The sequence below is a fragment of the Amnibacterium flavum genome, assembly GCF_003097495.1.
GTDB classification, from domain to species: Bacteria; Actinomycetota; Actinomycetes; order Actinomycetales; family Microbacteriaceae; genus Naasia; species Naasia flava.
On record NZ_QEOP01000005.1, the window covers coordinates 66,806 to 84,275 of the forward strand.

Consider the following 17,470-nt stretch of genomic DNA (forward strand, 5'->3'; position numbering starts at 1 on the left):
CCACCTTGCAGAGCGCTCCTCGACGTAGCTTCGCTAGCCAGCTCATCGTGTGGAAAGAACTCGCAATCGTCGGGCAGGTACTTAGGCCCATTGGTCGCCGTCGTGCCATTTGTCATGACGTTCAGCCATGTTTCCCGGGCGCCCATCGGCCGCTGCAGTCCTTCAACGCTGACGGCGAGGACGTAATCCTGTCTCTCGCACCGACCCCGCAGCCTCCTCGCGACGCGCTGCCCGAGCTTCCCCATGATGTGACCGCGATCCTCGAGAGCGCCGCCCCATGGGCTGCCGGGTATCACTCCGGTTTGAAGTGGTGAAGAGGACAAGCTCAAGGCAGACATGATGAATCGGCCGCAGCGGTGGGTGCGGGCGAAGTGTCGCGAGTTAGGAATGCGTCCGAACGACGTGGATACGGTCGCCGGCTTCCTCCAGCGTCACAAGGGGGGTCGCCGATTCGCTGTGCGGAGCTCGTACCGCACCTTTCATCTTGGCGACTAGCGGGCGCCTATCTGACAACGTCGGATTAGAAACACTCGCTCGGGCGGACCTGGCGATTCGGGAGATTCGTTGCAGCACACGAAGGACAATCAGCTGAAGGACGTCGTCACTGGTCTTGCGCTGGGCACCCTGGCTAACGGAGTAGTCGCGGTCACCAGCCAAAAGAGGACCCTCGAGTTCGCGCTCAGCGGCGCATGGTCGGAGTGGCCGCATCGCGCGCAATCCCCGCAATAGGCGGAAACGATCCGGGCAACCTGCTCTGGATCGGGATTGGCAGGTCCGAACGCCGCCGCGGAGTCTGCGCGGCGTGGGACCGGCAACGCTGGACCCGTCCCTTCATCCTCTTCGACTCCTGGACCACAGAGGAGTGCCTGGACCTGGTCGCCGATGAACGCGCGTCAGCCGAGACCTGGGTCGAGCTCGGCAGGCTCTTTGTTGCCGAGTTCCCCACCACCGACCTCTTACTCGCCCAGGACTCCGCGTAACGCAGCAGCTGCAGGATGCGTTGCCCCATTTCTGCTCAAGACCGGAAGCTCTGGCGGATCCAACCTCCCCTGCCCCTTGAGAAGATTGAGCCACTTCGCCGGATCAGTCGCACATCCACCGGGCCAGAAACCTATATGGGGACGATTCCGCTGTAGTGCGCTCGACCTCTACTTCGGCGACGGAGACGCTGCTCGATCTTTGACGGGTCGCCGGCGCAGTGTTGCAGACCCGATGGGCGGAGTGTTGTATTCCTGGTCCATCCGACCAACGCCGGTACCGGGCGCGACGATCTGATCGATTCGGTCCATCAGCTCGTCGGAGAGGTCGACTGTGGCTGCGGCGAGCAGGTCGTCGAGCTGCTCCATCACCCGCGGCCCGATGAGCGCCGCGGTGACGCCCGGGTGGGCGATCACGAACGCGAGCGCCATATGAGTAAGCGCCAACCCTGCCTCTTCGGCGAGGGGGATGAGTTCCTCGACAGCATCGATACGGCGCTCGTCTCGAAGGGCGGCGAACATGCGGGTGCGGCGCAGGTCGGTTTCTTGGCCACGGCGGACCCGTCCGGTGAGCATGCCGCTGGCGAGAGGGCTCCAGATCAGCGTGCCCATGCCGTAGCGCTGCGCCACCGGCAGCACCTCGCGCTCGACCGTCCGGTCAAGCAGGGAGTAGTGCAGCTGCTCGGTACGGAAGCGCTCAAACCCCCGCCGCTCCGCGACCCACTGCGCCTCGACGATTTCGGAAGCGGGCATGTCGGAGGATCCGATGGCGCGGACCTTCCCGCTTCTGACGAGGTCGGTGAGCGCCGAAAGAGTCTCATCGATGTCAGTCTCGGGGTCGGGACGGTGCATCTGATAGAGGTCGAGATGGTCGGTCTGCAGACGGCGCAGGGAGTTCTCCACCGCGGTCGTGATCCAGCGACGCGAGCCACCCTGGTGGTTGACCTCGTCGCTGGTCGGGCGGGAGAACTTCGACGCGAGCACCACGTCATCGCGTCGGCCCTTCAGCGCGCGGCCCACCATCTCCTCAGAGTCGCCGTAGGCGTCCGCGGTGTCCACGAAGTTGATCCCGGCATCGAGCGCTCGCGCCATCATCCGGTCCACCTCATCCTGGTTTCCGTTCCCGAATGAACTGAACATCATCGCGCCGAGTGCCAAGGGCGAGACCTTGATGCCGGTGCGGCCAAGTGGGCGGTAGTGCATGATTCCTCCAGTTGGTGCTTCTCGCCCCGGCGGGTACGCTGGTCTTAAGCGGAACATCCGTCCGCAACTATACGGAACAATGTTCCGCTTGTCACGCAGGGAATGAAGATGACTGGGCTGGATCAGCCAATCGCGGCTCCCCGCCGCAAACGGGCGGATGCTGTTCGCAATACGGAGGCCGTATTGGAGGCCGCCAAGGCGGCCTTCGCCGAGTTGGGGGTGGATGCCGCAATGCGCGACATCGCGACCCGTGCAGGCGTGGGCGTAGGAACGATCTACCGGAACTATCCGCAGCGCTCCGACCTGATCATCGCCGTCTTTCGGCGAGAGCTCGACGCGACAGCGGCCGAAGCAGATCACCTCGCATCCGAGCACTCGCCGGCGACGGCCCTACGGCTGTGGGCGCAGAGTCTCGCTCGATTCGTGGCGACCAAACGCGGATTCGCCGGCGCGCTGCATTCGGGCGACCCGGCGTACAACCTGTTGCCAGGGCAGTTCATCGGCGTGCTCGCACCAAGAGTTCAGAGCATCTTGGATGCTGGAGCTGTTAGCGGGACCATACGTGGCGACATCCGCGCAGAGGACCTCATCCACGCTCTCACCCGCCTCGCTGACAGCCACCCTGGCGACGCCGACGACAGAGCCGGACGCATGACCACCGTCCTTCTCGACGGAGTAATCGGGGCCCCCTCAGCTGGCTGAAGACGCCTTCACCCCGCAACCCGGCGTCACAGCAACGGAACGTCCCACCAATCCTCCGGTGCCAGCCTTCGCGTCGAAGCGCGCGTCCTAGACTCCGAACATGGCGGTCACCTTCGTCATCGAGTACACAATCGATGCAAGCAAGATTGCCGAGTCCTGCTATTGGGGGCAAGGGCGGCGACGAGGACGGGCCTCCGGGCGCGGTGTTGAAGCGAGCAATCTCCTTCAAGCCGCGCCGGGACAGTCGGCCGACGATTGCGTTTGTGGTCAGTGTTCCTCCGCCGGTCAGGGAGGCGAGCCATTCGTTCGTCGCCGCTATGGACGCGATGGTCGTGCGACAAATGGCCGGCAAGCTCAACGACGGGAACTTCGCCCGAATGCGGGGCGCCCATGAACGTTTCGCCGACACCGTGGCGGCAGGCGACGTGAACGGAGCCCGATGCAGACGAGGAACTACACCGGATCCCGGTGCTCGCCCTCGGCAATCACGCCGTCGAGTCGGTGCTCGATCACCTCGGTCCACTCGTCCGCCGCGCAGAACGTCAGCACTTCAGCCGCGACGGGACCTCCTCCGTCGCAATGCACAACCAGCTGATCGAGCTACTCGCTCGCGGCGACGCTGATCAAGCCTCGATCGTTGCCTTTGATATCTAGCACGCTTTGCAGACGGAGTTGAGAAACAGTGGTCCCTCCGCCCGTGACGATGCCCCGGCTCCGCCACACGTGAGCGCAGTGGAAGTCGTGCGAGGACCCGCCGGCTTCCGTTGTGGCTCTGTGCGGTTAGCGGGTGCGTTCGCTGTCTCGCGTCTTGCCTAGGCCTCTAACACTGCGTAACGCGCTGGGTGTGGGATCGCTGACGGGCCGAAGCGCCTCGCGTGGGGGTTTGGCATTTCCTAGGTCGGCCAGTACGCGACCCTGGATCTCTTCCGCTGTTGCGGTGCCCTCGAGCGAGTGAGCGAACCGGTCGCGGCGTTCGGCACTGTCGTAGCCGAGGGCTTGTGAGCGAGTGTCTGATCGGCCCTGGCCAGCAGGTTCACGTTCGCCGCCGGCGCCGGCATGGTCCGTTTCCGCCCGGTGGAGCGCCTCGGCTAGGAGGTCCGGGTTCGCGCCTGGTTGGGTCGCATCAACGCCGTATCGGTGCTGGATTTCGCGTCGGATTGTGGCCCGTGCCTCTTCTGCGGCGGCGTCATGGTCGCTCCAGCTGGTCGCGGTCTCATGGACTGCGGCGATGTCTTCGACTCGTGCGTTGTCCCACCAGGCGGGTTGATTGACGACGGTCAGTTGGGCCCGGGCGGCGGCTCGTTCGGCGTCGAAACGGGCCTGTAACTCGCGGCCCTCTTGAATAGCTGTGGCCTCGCGTTGTCTGGCGAGTTCTTCACGTAGTCGGGCGACGCGTTCTCCGAGCTGCGCCGCGACGGTGAGGGCAACACGGAGGCTGTCGTCGAAGGCTTCGTTGACACCGTCGGTCTCATCGGCCATGTGGCGGTCTCCTAAGTTCTGTCATGGGTATCGCGACCCTGGGTCGAGTCGGAGCTGGTCCGTCTACGGGGTGTAATCGGGGTGGGCAAGGGAGAGCCGGCACTGGGACCCGCTAATCCTTGCTGCGCTCTCCGTGCTGCCTGCTGCTCGGCGGTGAGATCGTTCGCCGGCGCCACAGCCGGGGCGGTTACAGGCAGCTGTTCCTGGATGGCGGTGAGCTTGGTCCGCAAGGTCGATCCGATCTGCTCGGCCCGTCGGACATCTCCCGCAGCGTGGTGGGCGTCGACGAGCGCCACCGAAAGCCGCCCCAGTTGATGAAAAAGCGCAGCCTCGGCGGCGGTGTTGCGTCTCGCGGCGCCTGTTTGTAGGAGCAACATGGCTGCCCCTGCGGCAGAGCCCCTCTGTGCCGATTTCGGTCGGGATTGATGTGCTCTGATGTGCGCGCTACGAGAAAGCTCTCGGGCAGTGTCGGCGAGTGGTCCCGGGGCGGTTTCGACGCGTTGCGACCATGCGGCGAACGCGCCGGCGGTCTCACGGGCGACATGGGCCCAGGCGGCCCGATCGGTGACGGGAACTTGACGTAGCTCGGCGCGGAGTTCACTGAGCTCGCGCGTGTACTGCTTCCACAGCTCGGGGTTTGGTGCCTGCTCTTCCCTTCCCGGGGCGGCGGGGCGGTACTTCCAGGGGTTCTTGCTGGTGGCTCGCCACTCGTCGACGCCGACCTGCGCGGCGTGCGGGTTGTCGGGCCATCCTTGGCGAAGCCGCGGAAGAGTGAGGTCCCTGGCGAGCCGTCCCCCGCCGTACCAGATGGGCCGCTCCGTACCGGTTGGGCGGAGGGCGACGGAGTAGCCGGCGATGACGTCGTCCCGGCCGGCGGCGAACCGGGGACGGATGAGCATCCCTTCCTGGCGCAACCGACGAACGAACTCGCCCTCATCAAGGGATGCGATCGCAGCGGCACGGACGGCTCGTTCGAGGCGGTGGGTTTCCACCTCGGCTCCGCTCCCCCTGTTCGCTCGGGCCTGCTCAGCTGGCTTGACACCCCGCTCCCCCATGCCAAGGTCTCGGGATTCGAGGCGCATCAGTCCGTGTTCGCGCTCGAGGTCGCGGCAAAGGTTCTGTGCTCGACGGAAGTCGTTGTGCGTGCTCGCCTTCGTGCCATCCTCACGAACCAGGGACACGGCAATGTGGATGTGGTCGTTGCCCTTGGTCGACAGTCCATGCCGCACGGCAACCCATCGGCAGGCGGCTTTGCCGGATGCTTCGGTGAACTCCATCCGGTCAACGAACTGCTGCGCGATGGCACCCCACTGCTCGTCACTGAGCTGCCCCTCCTCGGCACGTAGAGAGAGGGAGCAGTGCCACACGTCAGCGGCGACCCGGTCGTTGAGCAGCTCCCCTGTCTCCGGGTCTTCGACACGTACCTGGCGAGTGATTTCGACCCCGTAGGCGAGGCGTGGGGTGTCGAGGCTGCGCCCGATCGCGCGGGCAGTCGCAGGGTCTAGTTGGGCGTACCCGTGCATCGCCATGATCGCTGAGTCCCCAGCGACGAGGTGCTGCTCGGCGTGCTCGTTGTGGCGGCCACCGCCGGCGAGGTAGCTCATGAGCCCGCCGATGTCGGATCCGCGAGTGATGTTGGGGATCACGCGCCCGCCAACCGTCGAATCGTTTCGTCGATGCGGGCGGTGAGCTGCCGGTACTCCTCGACCACAGAGGCAGCCTCGACCGGGAACTGACCTTCCGTGTTGGCGAACTTCGCGAGCTGGTTCACGTTGTTGGCCACCGTGCCCAACAACCGGGACACCGCGAACAGTTCGGCGATGGCTTGCTTGCGGTCAGTGCTGGTCTCGACGTTCGCGTTCATCCCTGACTCGAACATGAGCCTCGGCACAGTCACCCCCGCAACCACTGCCCGTGCACGCAACTTCGCGTCCTCGTCAGCGTTGACCTTCACCACGTACCGGCGATCCCTCGGGGCGTCAGAGTTCGCGCGCCGCTGGCGACCGAACAAACGCCGCTCACTCTCCTCCGACACGTCCAATCTTCCTTCCGGCCCAGCGCAGCGAACCCGCCTCCTGGCGGGGACCATACGACCAGTATGCCGACCAGCGAAGCGGTCGTCCAGAGTTAGGGCACCTAACTCTATAGCTTGCTCCCGAAATGCCGCTCGCGGAGCAGCCAGCAGTTCACCGAGGCGATGACCATGAGAAGAAGCGTCGGTGCAGCAGCTGACGCGATTGATTGCTGTTCGAGGCCGAATGGGTAGAGCGAGAACAGCAAAGCTCCGGTCGGGAAACCGATGAGCCCCCACACCAGGGACTGCAGGACGTAGATGACGAAGGGCAGAGTCAGAGCCAGGTACCGGTTGGGTACCACGATCAACGCAAGCAATCCGAGCAGGCAGTAGGTGGCCCCGCCGAGTCCCACCCAAGCCCCGTAGATCACGCCGTAGGCCACCTCTCCGATGCTCAGCAGTTGCGTGTAGCTGGCGGCCGACTGCGCTGCCGCCCGGCCCTCCTCCGCCGTCAGCCCGTAAAGACTCGGATCTATGCCCGGGTTACCAAGGGAAGGCCAGACGAGGACCAGGAGTAGGTAAGGGAGGAAGGCAGACAAGAAAAACACCACGAAGGTGCAGGTGACAGCGGCTACCGCTTTCGTTCCCAGATAGACCTCTGGATCGAGGTCGGTTCTCGTGTGACCCACCACACGGCGCCGAGTCGCGGAGAACAACGGGAGGCATCCAATCAGGACCGCCAGCAGCGGCGCCACAAGCACCACCGCGGAGCCCATGACCTCGCCATAGAGGTCGACATTGTTGCGCAGCGCGCCGCCTTGAACACCAACGATTCCTATCGCGAGAGGCCCAAGAATCAGCACGAGAGCGGTGAGAAAGAACACAGGCGTGAGTTGAGCTCGGAAAGCCTGCGAGAAAGCGCTGCCAGTCATCTGGAATCCTCACCAGTTCGTGTCGGGTTCCGAGACGGCTGTGCGGCGGGAAAGGAATCGCCGCGCCACGCCAGCCCCGAAGGCACTCCCTGCGGCCGAGCACCAAGCCACGCAGCGGCAAGATGAGCGCGGGCCTTGACCTCGATATGCACGTCTTCCGCACCCGAGGCATCGCTGAAGGAGATCGCCGTGCTCGCGCGAAGGACCCCCAACCCGTCCTCGGCCACAGCGACATCGACGCTGTCCGCGCGTTGGCCCCACTGACCCAGCACCGCCTCCCACGGCACCTGCAGCCAGTACCTACCCCTGGCAGCCACCTGCCGATCCCACGCCGCGCTCCCCTCGAGCGCGTCAACCACCGGCTCAGGGTAGGTGTGCACAAACGCCGCCACCTGCTCCGCATAGCGTGCCTGCTCCGCAGCACTGATCGGACCCTCGCCGACATTCGCCGGAGCTGTCACCCCAGCCGCGACGAGACCGATACCCGTCAGAACAGAGACGACCCTAACCGTCAGTTCCTCGTTCACCATTGCCTCCACCAACCCGCCGACGAGACATGGGGGAAAACTTACTCTACGTATGTAGGTTAAATCGATGTGGATGCGGGAACTTCAGATCTGGGCGGGTAGATTCGCGTGATGGACCCCCTTCAGCGTGTGACTGCGCCCACAGTCGACGTGCTCGAGGTCCTCCTTCGGCCGGCAGGGTCGGTGTGGGGGCTCTTCATCGTCAAGGAGACCGGTCGCCCAACCGGGACGGTGTACCCGATCCTGGAGCGCCTTGAACACCTCGGATGGCTCGAGGCGTCATGGGAGGAAGCGCCCGACCGCAACGGACCCCGGCGCCGCTTCTACTCCCTCACCGATGACGGTAAAGCCGCGGCCGCCGCCGCGGTGGAGGTGTTTCACGCACGGCAGGAGACGCAAGCCCGCACTAAACCGAGGTTGGCATGAGCAAGTGGCTTGAAGTACTTGCTGCCCTCGCGGTTGCGGCGAACCCTAAGCGGACCCGTCGCGATCGGGCCGAATCGTTGATGGCCGACCTCATCGATGGGCCAGCCATGGGCATCTCGCGACGTGACCTGCTGATGACCGCCGTGATCGTCGCACTTCGGGCCCGTTTCTTCTCTCCCGAGCCCGTCGGAGTGGAGGCCAGTTTCAGCGAACGGTATCGGTGGAACGCGGCCACGATGGTGGCGGTCTTGGTTGTCACCATCGCCGGCGTCACTCCCCCACCGCAGCCGAACGCTGCGCTCGAACAACAGGCATTGCCCTCGTCGATATACACCCAGCAGGCGCAGCGCTTCCTCGCCGAGAACCCTGAACCCAACCTCCGCAGCCGCGTTGACCCGGCCGACATCGACTCGTTCCGTGACTACGGAGCAGCAGTGCCCTGGGCATCGGTGTGGTCACAATGGGGCATCAAGGTGAAAACGGTGGAACTCCTACCAATGCAGGACAACAGGGCCATGTGGCACGCCCGCCTCTACACCGGCACTGGCCCTGTCTCCGATGTCTACTTCGATGCCATCCCCGCGCCGGCCTCACGCTGACCACCCGCATCCTGTCTGAAGGAACTGTTGTGACCTCGCCATCCCACTCGCCAGTGCTCTTTGATCCGGAAGCCCGCTGGCCTGATCTATTCACCCCGCTAAGCGGCGATGACCGACGAAGTATCGTCCAGGCCCTCACCGCCGGGTGGCATGAGGGGTGGGATCCAACCCGAGACGATGTCGCCAACCTCGTGGCCAAGGCCACCGGGCAGATTGATCAGACCGAGTACCTGAGGCGCATCACCGAGTCGGCATCTCCCGCACAGCAGTCGTGAGCTCGAGCGATTTCTCCACCTGGCCGTCGTATTTCTACCCCGACACCATCCAGGCCGACGGCACCGGCACCCTGATCAATCGACTCAACGAACGCGACCAGGACCGTCTCACCTGGATCGAGCACCGAGCCGCCGGCGAGCGATCCCGACAACTCTTCGCCGGCGAGGTCCAGATCCCTCGCACGTTCGACGGCGAGCACCTGCGCTCTGTTCACCGGCACCTATTCCAGGACGTCTACGAGTGGGCGGGCGACTACCGCGCCGTAAACATGACCAAGGGCGACGACCGCCGACACTTCGCCAACCCCCGAAACGGCGAACTCCCCCGGTATCTCGATGACATGTATCGCATCATCGCCACCACCGACTGGGCCGCCCTCGATCAGCGCGACTTCGGCACCCGAACCGCCCGGGTCTTCGCCTTCCTCAACCAGGCGCACCCGTTCCGGGAGGGCAACGGACGCACCGCCAAAGTGTTCCTGGCCCACCTCGCCGAGCAGTCACACTTCGACCTCGACTTCCGCCGAGTGCTCCCCGGCCACTGGAACACCGCATCCCAACTCAGCCGCCCCACCGAAAAAACCAGCTACGAACCCAACCCATCCCCGCTAGTTCCGGTCTTCCAAAGCCTCGCCGTTGCTCGCGACACTCCCCCACGCAATGATCTCGGCGGAATCAACGAACGCCTGCGCGCCGCCAACCGCCCCAACCCCTACGCGCAACTCGACCCCACCGTCAGGCAGCATCCGAAACGGCCATCCATGCCAACGCGGGACAGATCCCTCGAGCGATAGGCACCTGTGCCCTCGGCCACCGCCCGAGCACGAGCGGGAGCATCTATATCGTCGTTGAACGGCGGTATCGTCCACCGGTGCCCACCTTCCACCCCGCCCCGAAGAACGGCGGCCCCAGCTGTCTCGTGTCACGCCCTGATGACCCCTTCGACCCCCTCGGAACCATGCAGCGCCTCACCCCGTGCGCTCGGTGCACCGCAAGCGATTCCGCCGCCGACGGAGTGAGACTCAAATACGAGCTACGCGGGGAGGGACAGATTTGGATAGAGAACATTCAGAGCAAGCACCCGAATGAACCCAGCGGTTGGGCCGAGGGCATGGTGCGCTGGCTTCGAGAGAGGTACCCCGATCGCACTGACTGGCGAGCCTCAGGCCTCAAAGAGGGTAGCCACGGCTTCTGGCTAAGCATGAAGAAGAAGGGCCTCGTCTGTTTACGAGACCCGAATGGCAACGACACTCTTCTCTCATGCCCATCGCCTTCGTCTAGCTGAAACTAGCCGCGCGTGCTCCACCTCATGCAAGAGGGCGTTGGAACGCACTTCGCCCGTTGACGCCGCCTTTGGGTCCGTGGGAGGCGATCCAGTGCGCATGGGCCGCCTCGAGCGCCGGGAGCAGGCGGCGGTAGTAGCCCACGACCTCGCGCTCTTCGGCCCGTTCCGCGTAGGTGACGGCTCGGTAGCCGACCTCGTCGCCTCGGCGCACGATCGCGACGATGGCGTAGGGGCGATCGAAGGCGTCACGGAGCCACCACTCCCCCGCTTTCGGCTCGAAAGCGGCGAAGATCGGATGCCACCGCGCCCGTCCCGAATCCACACAATCGAACATACATTCGAATGTCTGCGTTGTGGAGATACCTGCTCGGCATCGGTAGCGGGATGGGCCGCGAGCTACTCCTAGCTGTTGGCCTTCGGGGGGATGGTGGCGGGGGTGCGGGCGAGGTTGATGCCGATGGCGTCGGCGTCGATGACGCGGCCGTGTTGTTTGTGGCCGTCTTTGTCCCAGGTGATGGTGTGTTCCTGGCCGATGACGATCACCGGGTCGCCTTTGTGGAGTGAGGTGAGGGTGTTGTCGGCGAGTTCGAACTTGGCGTCGATGAAGTGGGTGGTGGGTTCGTGGGCGACCCATTCGCCTTTCCGGTACTCGCCGGTGTTTTCGATGACGCGGAGCTTCGCGATGCGGATCTTCCCGGCCTGGACTGCTTCGGGGTCGGTTGCGAGGTGTCCGGTGATGGTTCGGGTGGTCATGGTGTTTCTCCGTCGGGGTGCGGGTATTGCCGGGTTGGGTTCGGGTGCTGAGGGTTCGGGTGCTGGGGTTTCGTTGTCGATGCCCCAGGAGGCGAGTGCATCGGTGGGGGTGATGCTGGGGGGTGGGTCCTGCAGGCGGCGGTGTTGTTCGAGCTGGATGGCGGTGAGGGCGGGGGCGAGGATGCGGCGTTCGTCGTTGAATGCGGCGCGGTAGTAGCGGTCGGCGAGGTCCTCGAGGCGGTCGATCTCGGTCTGTCTGCTGGCAGCGCCGTCGATGAACCCGGCTTGGTAGTGGGCTTGGTTGATTTGCAGTGGGTTGTTCATCCGGCGGCCTTGTTGGTGTTGGTGGCGATGCGGTTGATGTGGTCGGGGCGGAACCCTGACCAGTGGTCCTGGTCGGTCACGACGACTACGGGTGCTTGCCGGTAGCCGAGGTCTTCGCTGATGTATTCGAGGGCTGCGGGGTCTTGGGTGACGTCGACGATTGTGTAGGTGATCCCGGCTTTGTCGAGGGCGCGGTAGGTGGCGGTGCATTGCACGCAGGAGGGTTTGCTGTAGACGGTGATCTCATCCATCGGTTGCTCCTTTGTTGTTGCGGTGGGTGCCGAAGCTGCTGCTTTCGGCTCCTACCTGAGATGACGCGCTCGAGGATGCTGGTGTCAGGGGCAACCCGGCGGGCTGGATTCGGTCTCGAATCTGCGCAGCACCCTTGACGCCTGCATCCTCGAGCGCCACCTGTACCCACTCCCCCAGTACGCCTCTTGTCGGGTCGTTTCGTGGTGCGGTCTGTTGATGGAGTTGTGGGTCGGTGATGGGGTTGATGCGGTGCCCGGTATCGGTGAGGTGGGGTGAGAGCCAGTCCTCATCGCCGCCGAGCTCCTCGGCGGCGTCATCCCTGTTGAGCAGGAGGCGCAGGTCACCGTTCACGGGGCTCACCCTTGCACCCCGGCTACCGGCATGGAGGAAGTTATCCACACATGGGCTTAGTGGGGTTCGCGTGCCATGCGGACGAGGGCGTCGAGGACAGCGCGTCCGGCTTCTCCTACGAGGCCTCTGGTCCGTCCTGCGCTGAGGCCGGGCCAGACGGTGGAGACGGCTTCTACTTCGGTTCGGCCGTCGGGTTTGCCGCGAAAGGCGAAGCGGGTGGACTCGGCTTGGAGTGCGAAGGTGGTGCGGGTTGCGACTAGGGCCCCGTCGGGGAGAGCTTTCCCGAGGTTGATGCAAGACAGTGAGCGCGCCGCCCTTTGTATCAGGGGCCGGGGATCGCGCCGGATCGGCACATCGACGATGACGCTTCTCGTGCCCAGCCTCTGCTACTGCCGGTGCCGATGTGCTGCCGGGGGTGTTCCCGAGCCGCGCACGGCGAAACATCTGCGCTAACTGAGTCGTTAGTTGGCGCACCGCTATAGCGAAGGTTGGCTAGGCCCGCGCTACGTACGCCCCGAGCGGTCGAGGAGTCTCGTCCTGGGATCTGGTTCGGGGGTGTTGTCAGTCGACTTGCTGGACAAATTTTCCGGAGAAGCCGAAGTCGAAGCATTGGGTACAGAGGTCGCTGTTGTACCACCAAAGTTCTCCAAGGCCCGTTTCTGTCCAGGTGACGAGGAAGTGGTTGTCCTTGAGGGAGAAGTTACGTGGCAGTCCTTCGGGCATTCCGGAGAGGAGGAGCCCGGGTGTCAGTTGGGAGCTTTCTGAGTATGGGGATGAGGTTCCCCAGATGTCTGGCAGGGGGTAGGTGGCGTTGACCGGGACGTTGGGAAGTGAGACGACCTGGTTTGCCGCGATGATGACGCGGGAGCGGACGAGTACGTCTATTGACCGGATGTCGACGATTTGGTTTCCGCTTAGGTTGCCGCGTCGCAGTTTGGGGAGCGTCGCTAGCGGGGAGGGATCCGTTATCAGCGCGTGCACCTCGACGATCTCCAGGTTGGGGAGATTTTGGATGGGCGTGAGGTCTGCGAGTTTGGTGCTGTTGATGGTGAGTAGTTGCAGGTTTGTGGCGTGTTGGAGCCCTTCTAGTGAAGCGACATCGAAGTTCGGCTGGCCGATCTGATCGTGGGTGCAGCTCAAGTTGGCGAGTTGTGCCACTTCGGTAGCGGTGGGGTTTGCCGTGGCGACCCCGATGACCTGGAGGGCCTGTTTGATGCAGTCCGCGAGGGCCGGGTCTGAAATGACGCCGTTTTCGACTGGTGGGGTGGGTCGTGGCTTGTTGATTTTTAGGAGGCGCTGGACGATCGCGGTGGTGGTGGGATAGATCTCGTTGGGTTTGGTTGCGTAGTTGGTGTGTGCGGCGAGGCCGGTGTCGACGGCTTTCTTGGGCCCCATCTTGGTGAAGAGGCCGAGCCAGCCTGAGTTGTCGCAAACGGCGTCTCTGGCATGACATGCGGTGTAGGTGAGGAGGCGAAGGTCTTTGTTGAGCTTGAGTCGCCCGAGCTGGTCGTAGATTCCCGTTGCGGTGGCTTTGGGGGCGCCGCCGTAGGTGGTGCCTGCCCGGTAGGGGTATTGGGAGGGGTCGCCCAGCAAGTAGATTCCGGCGTAGAACTTCGGGTCGTAGGTGGTTGCGAGGTTGGTGACGAGGGCTCCTTGCGAGTAGCCAGCGAGGACCCATTTCTCTGTCTTGCAGCGGTTGGCTGAGTCGGCAAGGACTTTGTTGAGTTCCGCTGCGCCGCGGTCGATGCTTTCGAAGTAGGCGAATCGGCCGGCGGGGGGCAGTCCGAGCAGGTCGAAGCCAAGGATGGCTACGGCTGCGGGCTGGTAGTCGATGTAGACCTGTCGGACTTTGATCTGGTTGGGAGCTTGGTCGAGCCGTGCTTTGAAGTTGTCCCTGACGGCTCGGACGGTTTTGCCCATGTCGTCGAGTTCACCGGATCCGGGTACTCCGATGAAGAGGACATCCGCGCAGGGCTGGTTAGGTGCGGCGGAGCTGGCGAGTGACCAGTTACCGGGGAGGACGGCCGCATCAGCCTTGGTGGGTGCGGTAGTGCCCACGAGGGTCGCGACCAGGGTGACGGCCAGGAGGGAGGGGAGAAGGGTGGATCGGATTCGAGTGAAGGGACGCAACGGTGCTCCTTTATGAAGGGTGCGCATGTGTGCCAGGATCGCCGCGTCACCGACCGGATCAGGCCCGCAGTTTAGGGCTCGGTATCCGTCGCGTGTGATCGACACGCAGTTGCGTTGGTAGCGGTGATGCACGCCGAGGATGGCCTGTTCGTCGAGGCCGGCAGTTTGCGGCGTCTCTTGGCCTGCTACGTGGGGATGCGGGTTGCGCCAATCATCGACGACGACTCTTGCAACGTTGAAGCGAGGAGCCCGATTGGAGGCACGTTGTATGCAGCTGCGGTGGTGAATCTAACCCAGAGGATGCATCTCTGTGTCGGTTACCCTAGCCCACCCCTGACCACCGCAGGGCATGCTTCCGGTCCCCGCCACAGCGCGAAGACCACGCAGTGCGAGTCACGGAGATTTAGCCGAGTTGGAGGCGGAGGGCTGCGGCGACGAGTGCGCTGCGTGAGGGTGCGCCGACTTCTTCTTGTTTTTGGTCGAGCCAGGCTCGTTGGGTGCCGTCGAGGCGGAGTTGGATTTGGATGCCGGACGTTCCGCGGGGGCGGCGCACTCGGGTGGGCATGCCGCCGCTGGTCTGGGCAGTCCGGGTTTGGGTGAAGTGGTTGCGGAGGGTGTCGTCGCTGATGGCGGCGAAGGCTTCGACGGTGAGGTCGTCGTAGTTGAGGCCGCGGGTGCGTCGTGCTGTCTTGACGAGCTCGAGGAGGTCGGGCTCGAGGTAGACCGCAACGTTGCTGGTGACGTCAGTCTCGGTGGCCTGCGGGCGAGCGGCGGTTGCGCGGGGTTTCTTTGCGGTGGCGGGCTTGGGTTCGGGCGCCTTCTCCCCCGCTGCCGGTGCCGCTTCGGCGGGTGCTTCGACGGCAGGGGCGGCGGGTGGGGTGACGCGGCGGGGTGGTGGGAGGAGGCCGGCGAGGCCGGCGCTTCGGTCGACGGGTTCTTTTTTAGTGGGTTGGGGTTTGAAGGCGTCGGCGAGGTGGGGGCGTTCGATTGTCATGTGGTGACTACCGCTTCGTTTTCGATTTCGATGAGTCGGGTGAGGAGTTCGCGGGTGAGTTCTTGGTAGTCCTCGGCTAGGCCGCTGGCGTCGCGGGCGTAGAGGCCGTCGGTGAGGCTGGTTTTGTTGCGGAGTGCGTTGATGCGGGCGGTGCGGTCGGCGACGGCGGCTTGTTCGAGTTCGTGGATGAGGAGGCCTCGGCGGCGGGCGTCGGCGGCGGCGGATTCGAGGTGGCGGATGCGGGTGGTGAACACGGGGGCTGCGTCGCCGAGGGTTTCGGCGAGGGCGTTGCGGACGTCGCGTTCGAGGCGGGTGGTGCGGGAGGAGATGGCGAAGAGGACGACGCCGGCGAGGCGTAGTTGGGGGTTTCGGGGGGTGACGGCGAGGAAGCGTTCGGCGATGCGGGTGACGCCGTCGATGCTGGCTTCGTCCATGCGGGTGGGGATTGCTACGGCGAGGGCGACGCTGAGGGCTGCTTCGACGAGGATCCGGTCCCCTGGTGGGGTGTCGATGAGGATGAGGTCGTAGTCGGCTTCGATGGGGCGGAGTTTGGCTTCGAGGACGTCGGCGAGGTCGCTGCTTCCTCGGGCGCTGCGGGAGGCGAAAACGGAGGCGGCGTCGCCGATGGCGGGGCCGCCAGCGACGACGTCGAGGTTGGGGCGGACGTCTTTGCTGATGGGCAGTGGGGCTGCGGTGAGGAGTGAGCTCATGAGGTCGTCACCGCTGTTGGGTGGGAAGCCGAGGTCGCGGGCGACGTTGCCCTGCTGGTCGAGGTCGATGACGAGCACTCGGTGGCCGGCACTGGCGGCGAGAGCGGCGGTATTGCTGGTGAGAGTGGTCTTACCCACTCCCCCTTTGCCTTGGGCGAATACGAGTGTGCGGCCGACTGCCATGGTGCCTCCTGGTGTGCAGGACTATTCACCCGTGTTGTGGCGAGGTCCCCTGTTTGCCACGCCGTGGATCAACAAACAAGTGTTGATGCGGGGCGCTACACCTCACGTAGCGCAGTTGCTCCCTCCGTATAGAGCGTTGTTGTTATGGCGTGATGACGGGTTACCTTCAAAGCGGGCGCTACTGCCCACTTTACCGCGTGATGGCTGGCACGTTTTATGGCTGTACTTATGGCGTTACGTGCGGCAGTTGTGCTTGCGTGATAGCCCGCCGTTGCTCCTGCCTTGCTTGCCGCAGTGGGGACTGGGTGTGGTGCGGAGACGATGAGTCGTCTCGGTGAGAGTAGAGCACCGCGGAGCGGTTCCGATTGGTGCGGCAACTCCAGAGTTGGGAGGTGGGGGAGTGGGGCAGGGTGCCCCACTCCGTTCGGCCCTATGCCGTGTCGGCGTCGTGTTCCTCGGTGGTGGTGATGGCGTCGGCGAGGGTGTGGGCGGTGCGGAGGACTCGTGCGGCGGTGTTCCGGATTGTTTCGGGGTCACAGTGGCTCCATCCGGCGACGTAGCCGATGCTGTAGCTGCTGGTGTCGAGGCCGAGGATTCCGGCGACGATGTAGGCGACGCTTTCGGCTTCGGTCTCTTTGACGCCGCGGTGCTCAATGTATTCGGTGTGGTCTTCCTCGGCGTGCAGGAGCACGTGTGCGGCTTCGTGCAGTCCGGTCTTAGCGGCCTGGGCGGGGGAGAGGCTCGCGTCGATGACGACTCGGCGGGTGCCGTCGGTCGTGGTGTAGCCGTTGACTGATCCTGCGATGGGTTCGCGGGTGACGGTCCAGCCCTGTCCGGTGAGGTAGTCAGTGACTGCTTGGAGGATCCCGGTGGGGTCTTCGCCGTGGAGCTGCTGCGCTAGTTGGGTCGGGTCTCCGGCCTCGGGGTCGGTGGGGTCGGTTTGCGACTGGTCGAACACCGACAGGATCGGGAAGTAGCGCACCACTCGTTCGCCGGTTCCGAGCACGTCGACGGCGTCGTTGTGGTCGTCCCCGTCGGTCACTTTCCGTTCGCGGTAGCCGAAAATCTTGATGGACTTTTCACCCTTTCGAACCGCTCGGCCCAGCTCGAGCCACTTACGGAAACCGGCGACGCGGGTCGCGGTCGGGTTCTGGCTGAGGATCAACAGCACGTTGTTGAGGCTGTAGGCGTGGAATGCCTGCGCGAACTGCAGGAACCTCGTCCACTGTTCGGACTGGCGCAGCTGCTCGACCTGTACGCCGATGGAGGCTTGCAGCGCCTCGGCCTGCTCGCGGCGTTCCTCGATGCTCTTCTGAGTGGCGACCTTACGGACCATGGCTAGCTCCCTCGTATC

At 64.5% G+C, this 17,470-nt stretch carries 19 protein-coding genes and 1 pseudogene; 6 read left to right on the forward strand and 14 right to left on the reverse strand.

The features are described from left to right. Positions 1-698: 698 nt before the first annotated feature. A complete protein-coding gene (locus DDQ50_RS16285) occupies positions 699-980 on the forward strand; it encodes a hypothetical protein (RefSeq protein WP_133245995.1) in 282 nt (93 codons plus the stop codon). A gap of 168 nt (positions 981-1,148) precedes the next feature. Here the strand turns inward: DDQ50_RS16285 and DDQ50_RS16290 are convergent, their stop codons facing one another. Then, entirely contained in the window at positions 1,149-2,180 is a 1,032-nt protein-coding gene (locus DDQ50_RS16290) for an aldo/keto reductase (RefSeq protein ID WP_116757858.1), read from the reverse strand. 231 nt (positions 2,181-2,411) lie between these two features. Here DDQ50_RS16290 and DDQ50_RS16295 point away from each other — a divergent pair, with 231 nt between their 5' ends. Continuing rightward, complete coding sequence (locus DDQ50_RS16295) at positions 2,412-2,882, forward strand: TetR/AcrR family transcriptional regulator (RefSeq protein WP_420808503.1); 471 nt, start codon at positions 2,412-2,414, stop codon at positions 2,880-2,882. 450 nt (positions 2,883-3,332) lie between these two features. Then, positions 3,333-3,536 (forward strand): annotated as a pseudogene (locus DDQ50_RS17700) (FCD domain-containing protein); the annotation flags it as partial. A gap of 126 nt (positions 3,537-3,662) precedes the next feature. Here DDQ50_RS17700 and DDQ50_RS17085 read toward each other — a convergent pair. From DDQ50_RS17085 to DDQ50_RS16320, 5 genes are read right to left on the reverse strand one after another with little or no spacing between them, the layout of a single operon-like run. Continuing rightward, positions 3,663-4,361: a hypothetical protein gene (locus tag DDQ50_RS17085; protein ID WP_133245996.1), complete on the reverse strand. Its 699-nt coding sequence runs from the start codon at positions 4,359-4,361 to the stop codon at positions 3,663-3,665. 11 nt (positions 4,362-4,372) lie between these two features. Further along, on the reverse strand, positions 4,373-6,007 hold the full coding sequence (locus tag DDQ50_RS16305) for a relaxase/mobilization nuclease domain-containing protein (RefSeq protein WP_116757860.1): 1,635 nt from the start codon (positions 6,005-6,007) through the stop codon (positions 4,373-4,375). Further along, a complete protein-coding gene (locus DDQ50_RS16310; RefSeq protein WP_116757861.1) occupies positions 6,004-6,450 on the reverse strand; it encodes a MobC family plasmid mobilization relaxosome protein in 447 nt (148 codons plus the stop codon). The genes DDQ50_RS16305 and DDQ50_RS16310 overlap by 4 nt, the downstream gene beginning before the upstream one ends. A gap of 53 nt (positions 6,451-6,503) precedes the next feature. Beyond that, positions 6,504-7,307 carry a hypothetical protein gene (locus DDQ50_RS16315; RefSeq protein WP_116757862.1) on the reverse strand — a complete coding sequence of 268 codons (804 nt, stop codon included), beginning with the start codon at positions 7,305-7,307 and terminating at the stop codon, positions 6,504-6,506. Then, a complete protein-coding gene (locus tag DDQ50_RS16320; protein WP_133245997.1) occupies positions 7,304-7,834 on the reverse strand; it encodes a hypothetical protein in 531 nt (176 codons plus the stop codon). Before DDQ50_RS16320 ends, DDQ50_RS16315 begins: the two co-directional genes overlap by 4 nt. 111 nt (positions 7,835-7,945) lie before the next feature. Here DDQ50_RS16320 and DDQ50_RS16325 point away from each other — a divergent pair, with 111 nt between their 5' ends. The 3 genes from DDQ50_RS16325 to DDQ50_RS16340 all read left to right on the forward strand — a co-directional run bounded on the left by DDQ50_RS16325 (position 7,946) and on the right by DDQ50_RS16340 (position 9,928). Then, positions 7,946-8,260, forward strand: a complete 315-nt coding sequence (locus tag DDQ50_RS16325; RefSeq protein ID WP_116757909.1) for a PadR family transcriptional regulator — start codon at positions 7,946-7,948, stop codon at positions 8,258-8,260. Beyond that, positions 8,257-8,859 (forward strand): hypothetical protein, encoded by a 603-nt coding sequence (locus tag DDQ50_RS17560; protein WP_133245998.1) that lies wholly within the window; start codon positions 8,257-8,259, stop codon positions 8,857-8,859. Before DDQ50_RS16325 ends, DDQ50_RS17560 begins: the two co-directional genes overlap by 4 nt. Before the next feature lie 271 nt (positions 8,860-9,130). Continuing rightward, the gene (locus tag DDQ50_RS16340; protein WP_165829871.1) at positions 9,131-9,928 is read left to right on the forward strand and encodes a Fic/DOC family protein; all 798 of its coding nucleotides are present in this window, start codon (positions 9,131-9,133) and stop codon (positions 9,926-9,928) included. A 513-nt stretch (positions 9,929-10,441) separates the two neighbouring features. Here the strand turns inward: DDQ50_RS16340 and DDQ50_RS16345 are convergent. The 8 genes from DDQ50_RS16345 to DDQ50_RS16380 all read right to left on the reverse strand — a co-directional run bounded on the left by DDQ50_RS16345 (position 10,442) and on the right by DDQ50_RS16380 (position 17,452). Beyond that, positions 10,442-10,741: a hypothetical protein gene (locus DDQ50_RS16345; protein WP_116757867.1), complete on the reverse strand. Its 300-nt coding sequence runs from the start codon at positions 10,739-10,741 to the stop codon at positions 10,442-10,444. 80 nt (positions 10,742-10,821) lie between these two features. Beyond that, the gene (locus DDQ50_RS16350) at positions 10,822-11,496 is read right to left on the reverse strand and encodes a single-stranded DNA-binding protein (RefSeq protein WP_116757868.1); all 675 of its coding nucleotides are present in this window, start codon (positions 11,494-11,496) and stop codon (positions 10,822-10,824) included. Continuing rightward, on the reverse strand, positions 11,493-11,747 hold the full coding sequence (nrdH, locus tag DDQ50_RS16355; protein WP_116757869.1) for a glutaredoxin-like protein NrdH: 255 nt from the start codon (positions 11,745-11,747) through the stop codon (positions 11,493-11,495). Before nrdH ends, DDQ50_RS16350 begins: the two co-directional genes overlap by 4 nt. Further along, a complete protein-coding gene (locus tag DDQ50_RS17090) occupies positions 11,740-12,099 on the reverse strand; it encodes a hypothetical protein (RefSeq protein WP_133245999.1) in 360 nt (119 codons plus the stop codon). The genes nrdH and DDQ50_RS17090 overlap by 8 nt, the downstream gene beginning before the upstream one ends. Before the next feature lie 561 nt (positions 12,100-12,660). Continuing rightward, positions 12,661-14,229 carry a cutinase family protein gene (locus DDQ50_RS16365; protein ID WP_165829872.1) on the reverse strand — a complete coding sequence of 523 codons (1,569 nt, stop codon included), beginning with the start codon at positions 14,227-14,229 and terminating at the stop codon, positions 12,661-12,663. 403 nt (positions 14,230-14,632) lie between these two features. Then, positions 14,633-15,223: a hypothetical protein gene (locus DDQ50_RS16370; protein ID WP_116757872.1), complete on the reverse strand. Its 591-nt coding sequence runs from the start codon at positions 15,221-15,223 to the stop codon at positions 14,633-14,635. Beyond that, positions 15,220-16,116, reverse strand: coding sequence for a ParA family protein (locus DDQ50_RS16375; protein WP_116757873.1), 897 nt, complete (start codon positions 16,114-16,116; stop codon positions 15,220-15,222). Before DDQ50_RS16375 ends, DDQ50_RS16370 begins: the two co-directional genes overlap by 4 nt. Positions 16,117-16,546: 430 nt before the next feature. After that, a complete protein-coding gene (locus DDQ50_RS16380) occupies positions 16,547-17,452 on the reverse strand; it encodes an ArdC-like ssDNA-binding domain-containing protein (RefSeq protein WP_116757874.1) in 906 nt (301 codons plus the stop codon). Positions 17,453-17,470 lie beyond the last annotated feature (18 nt).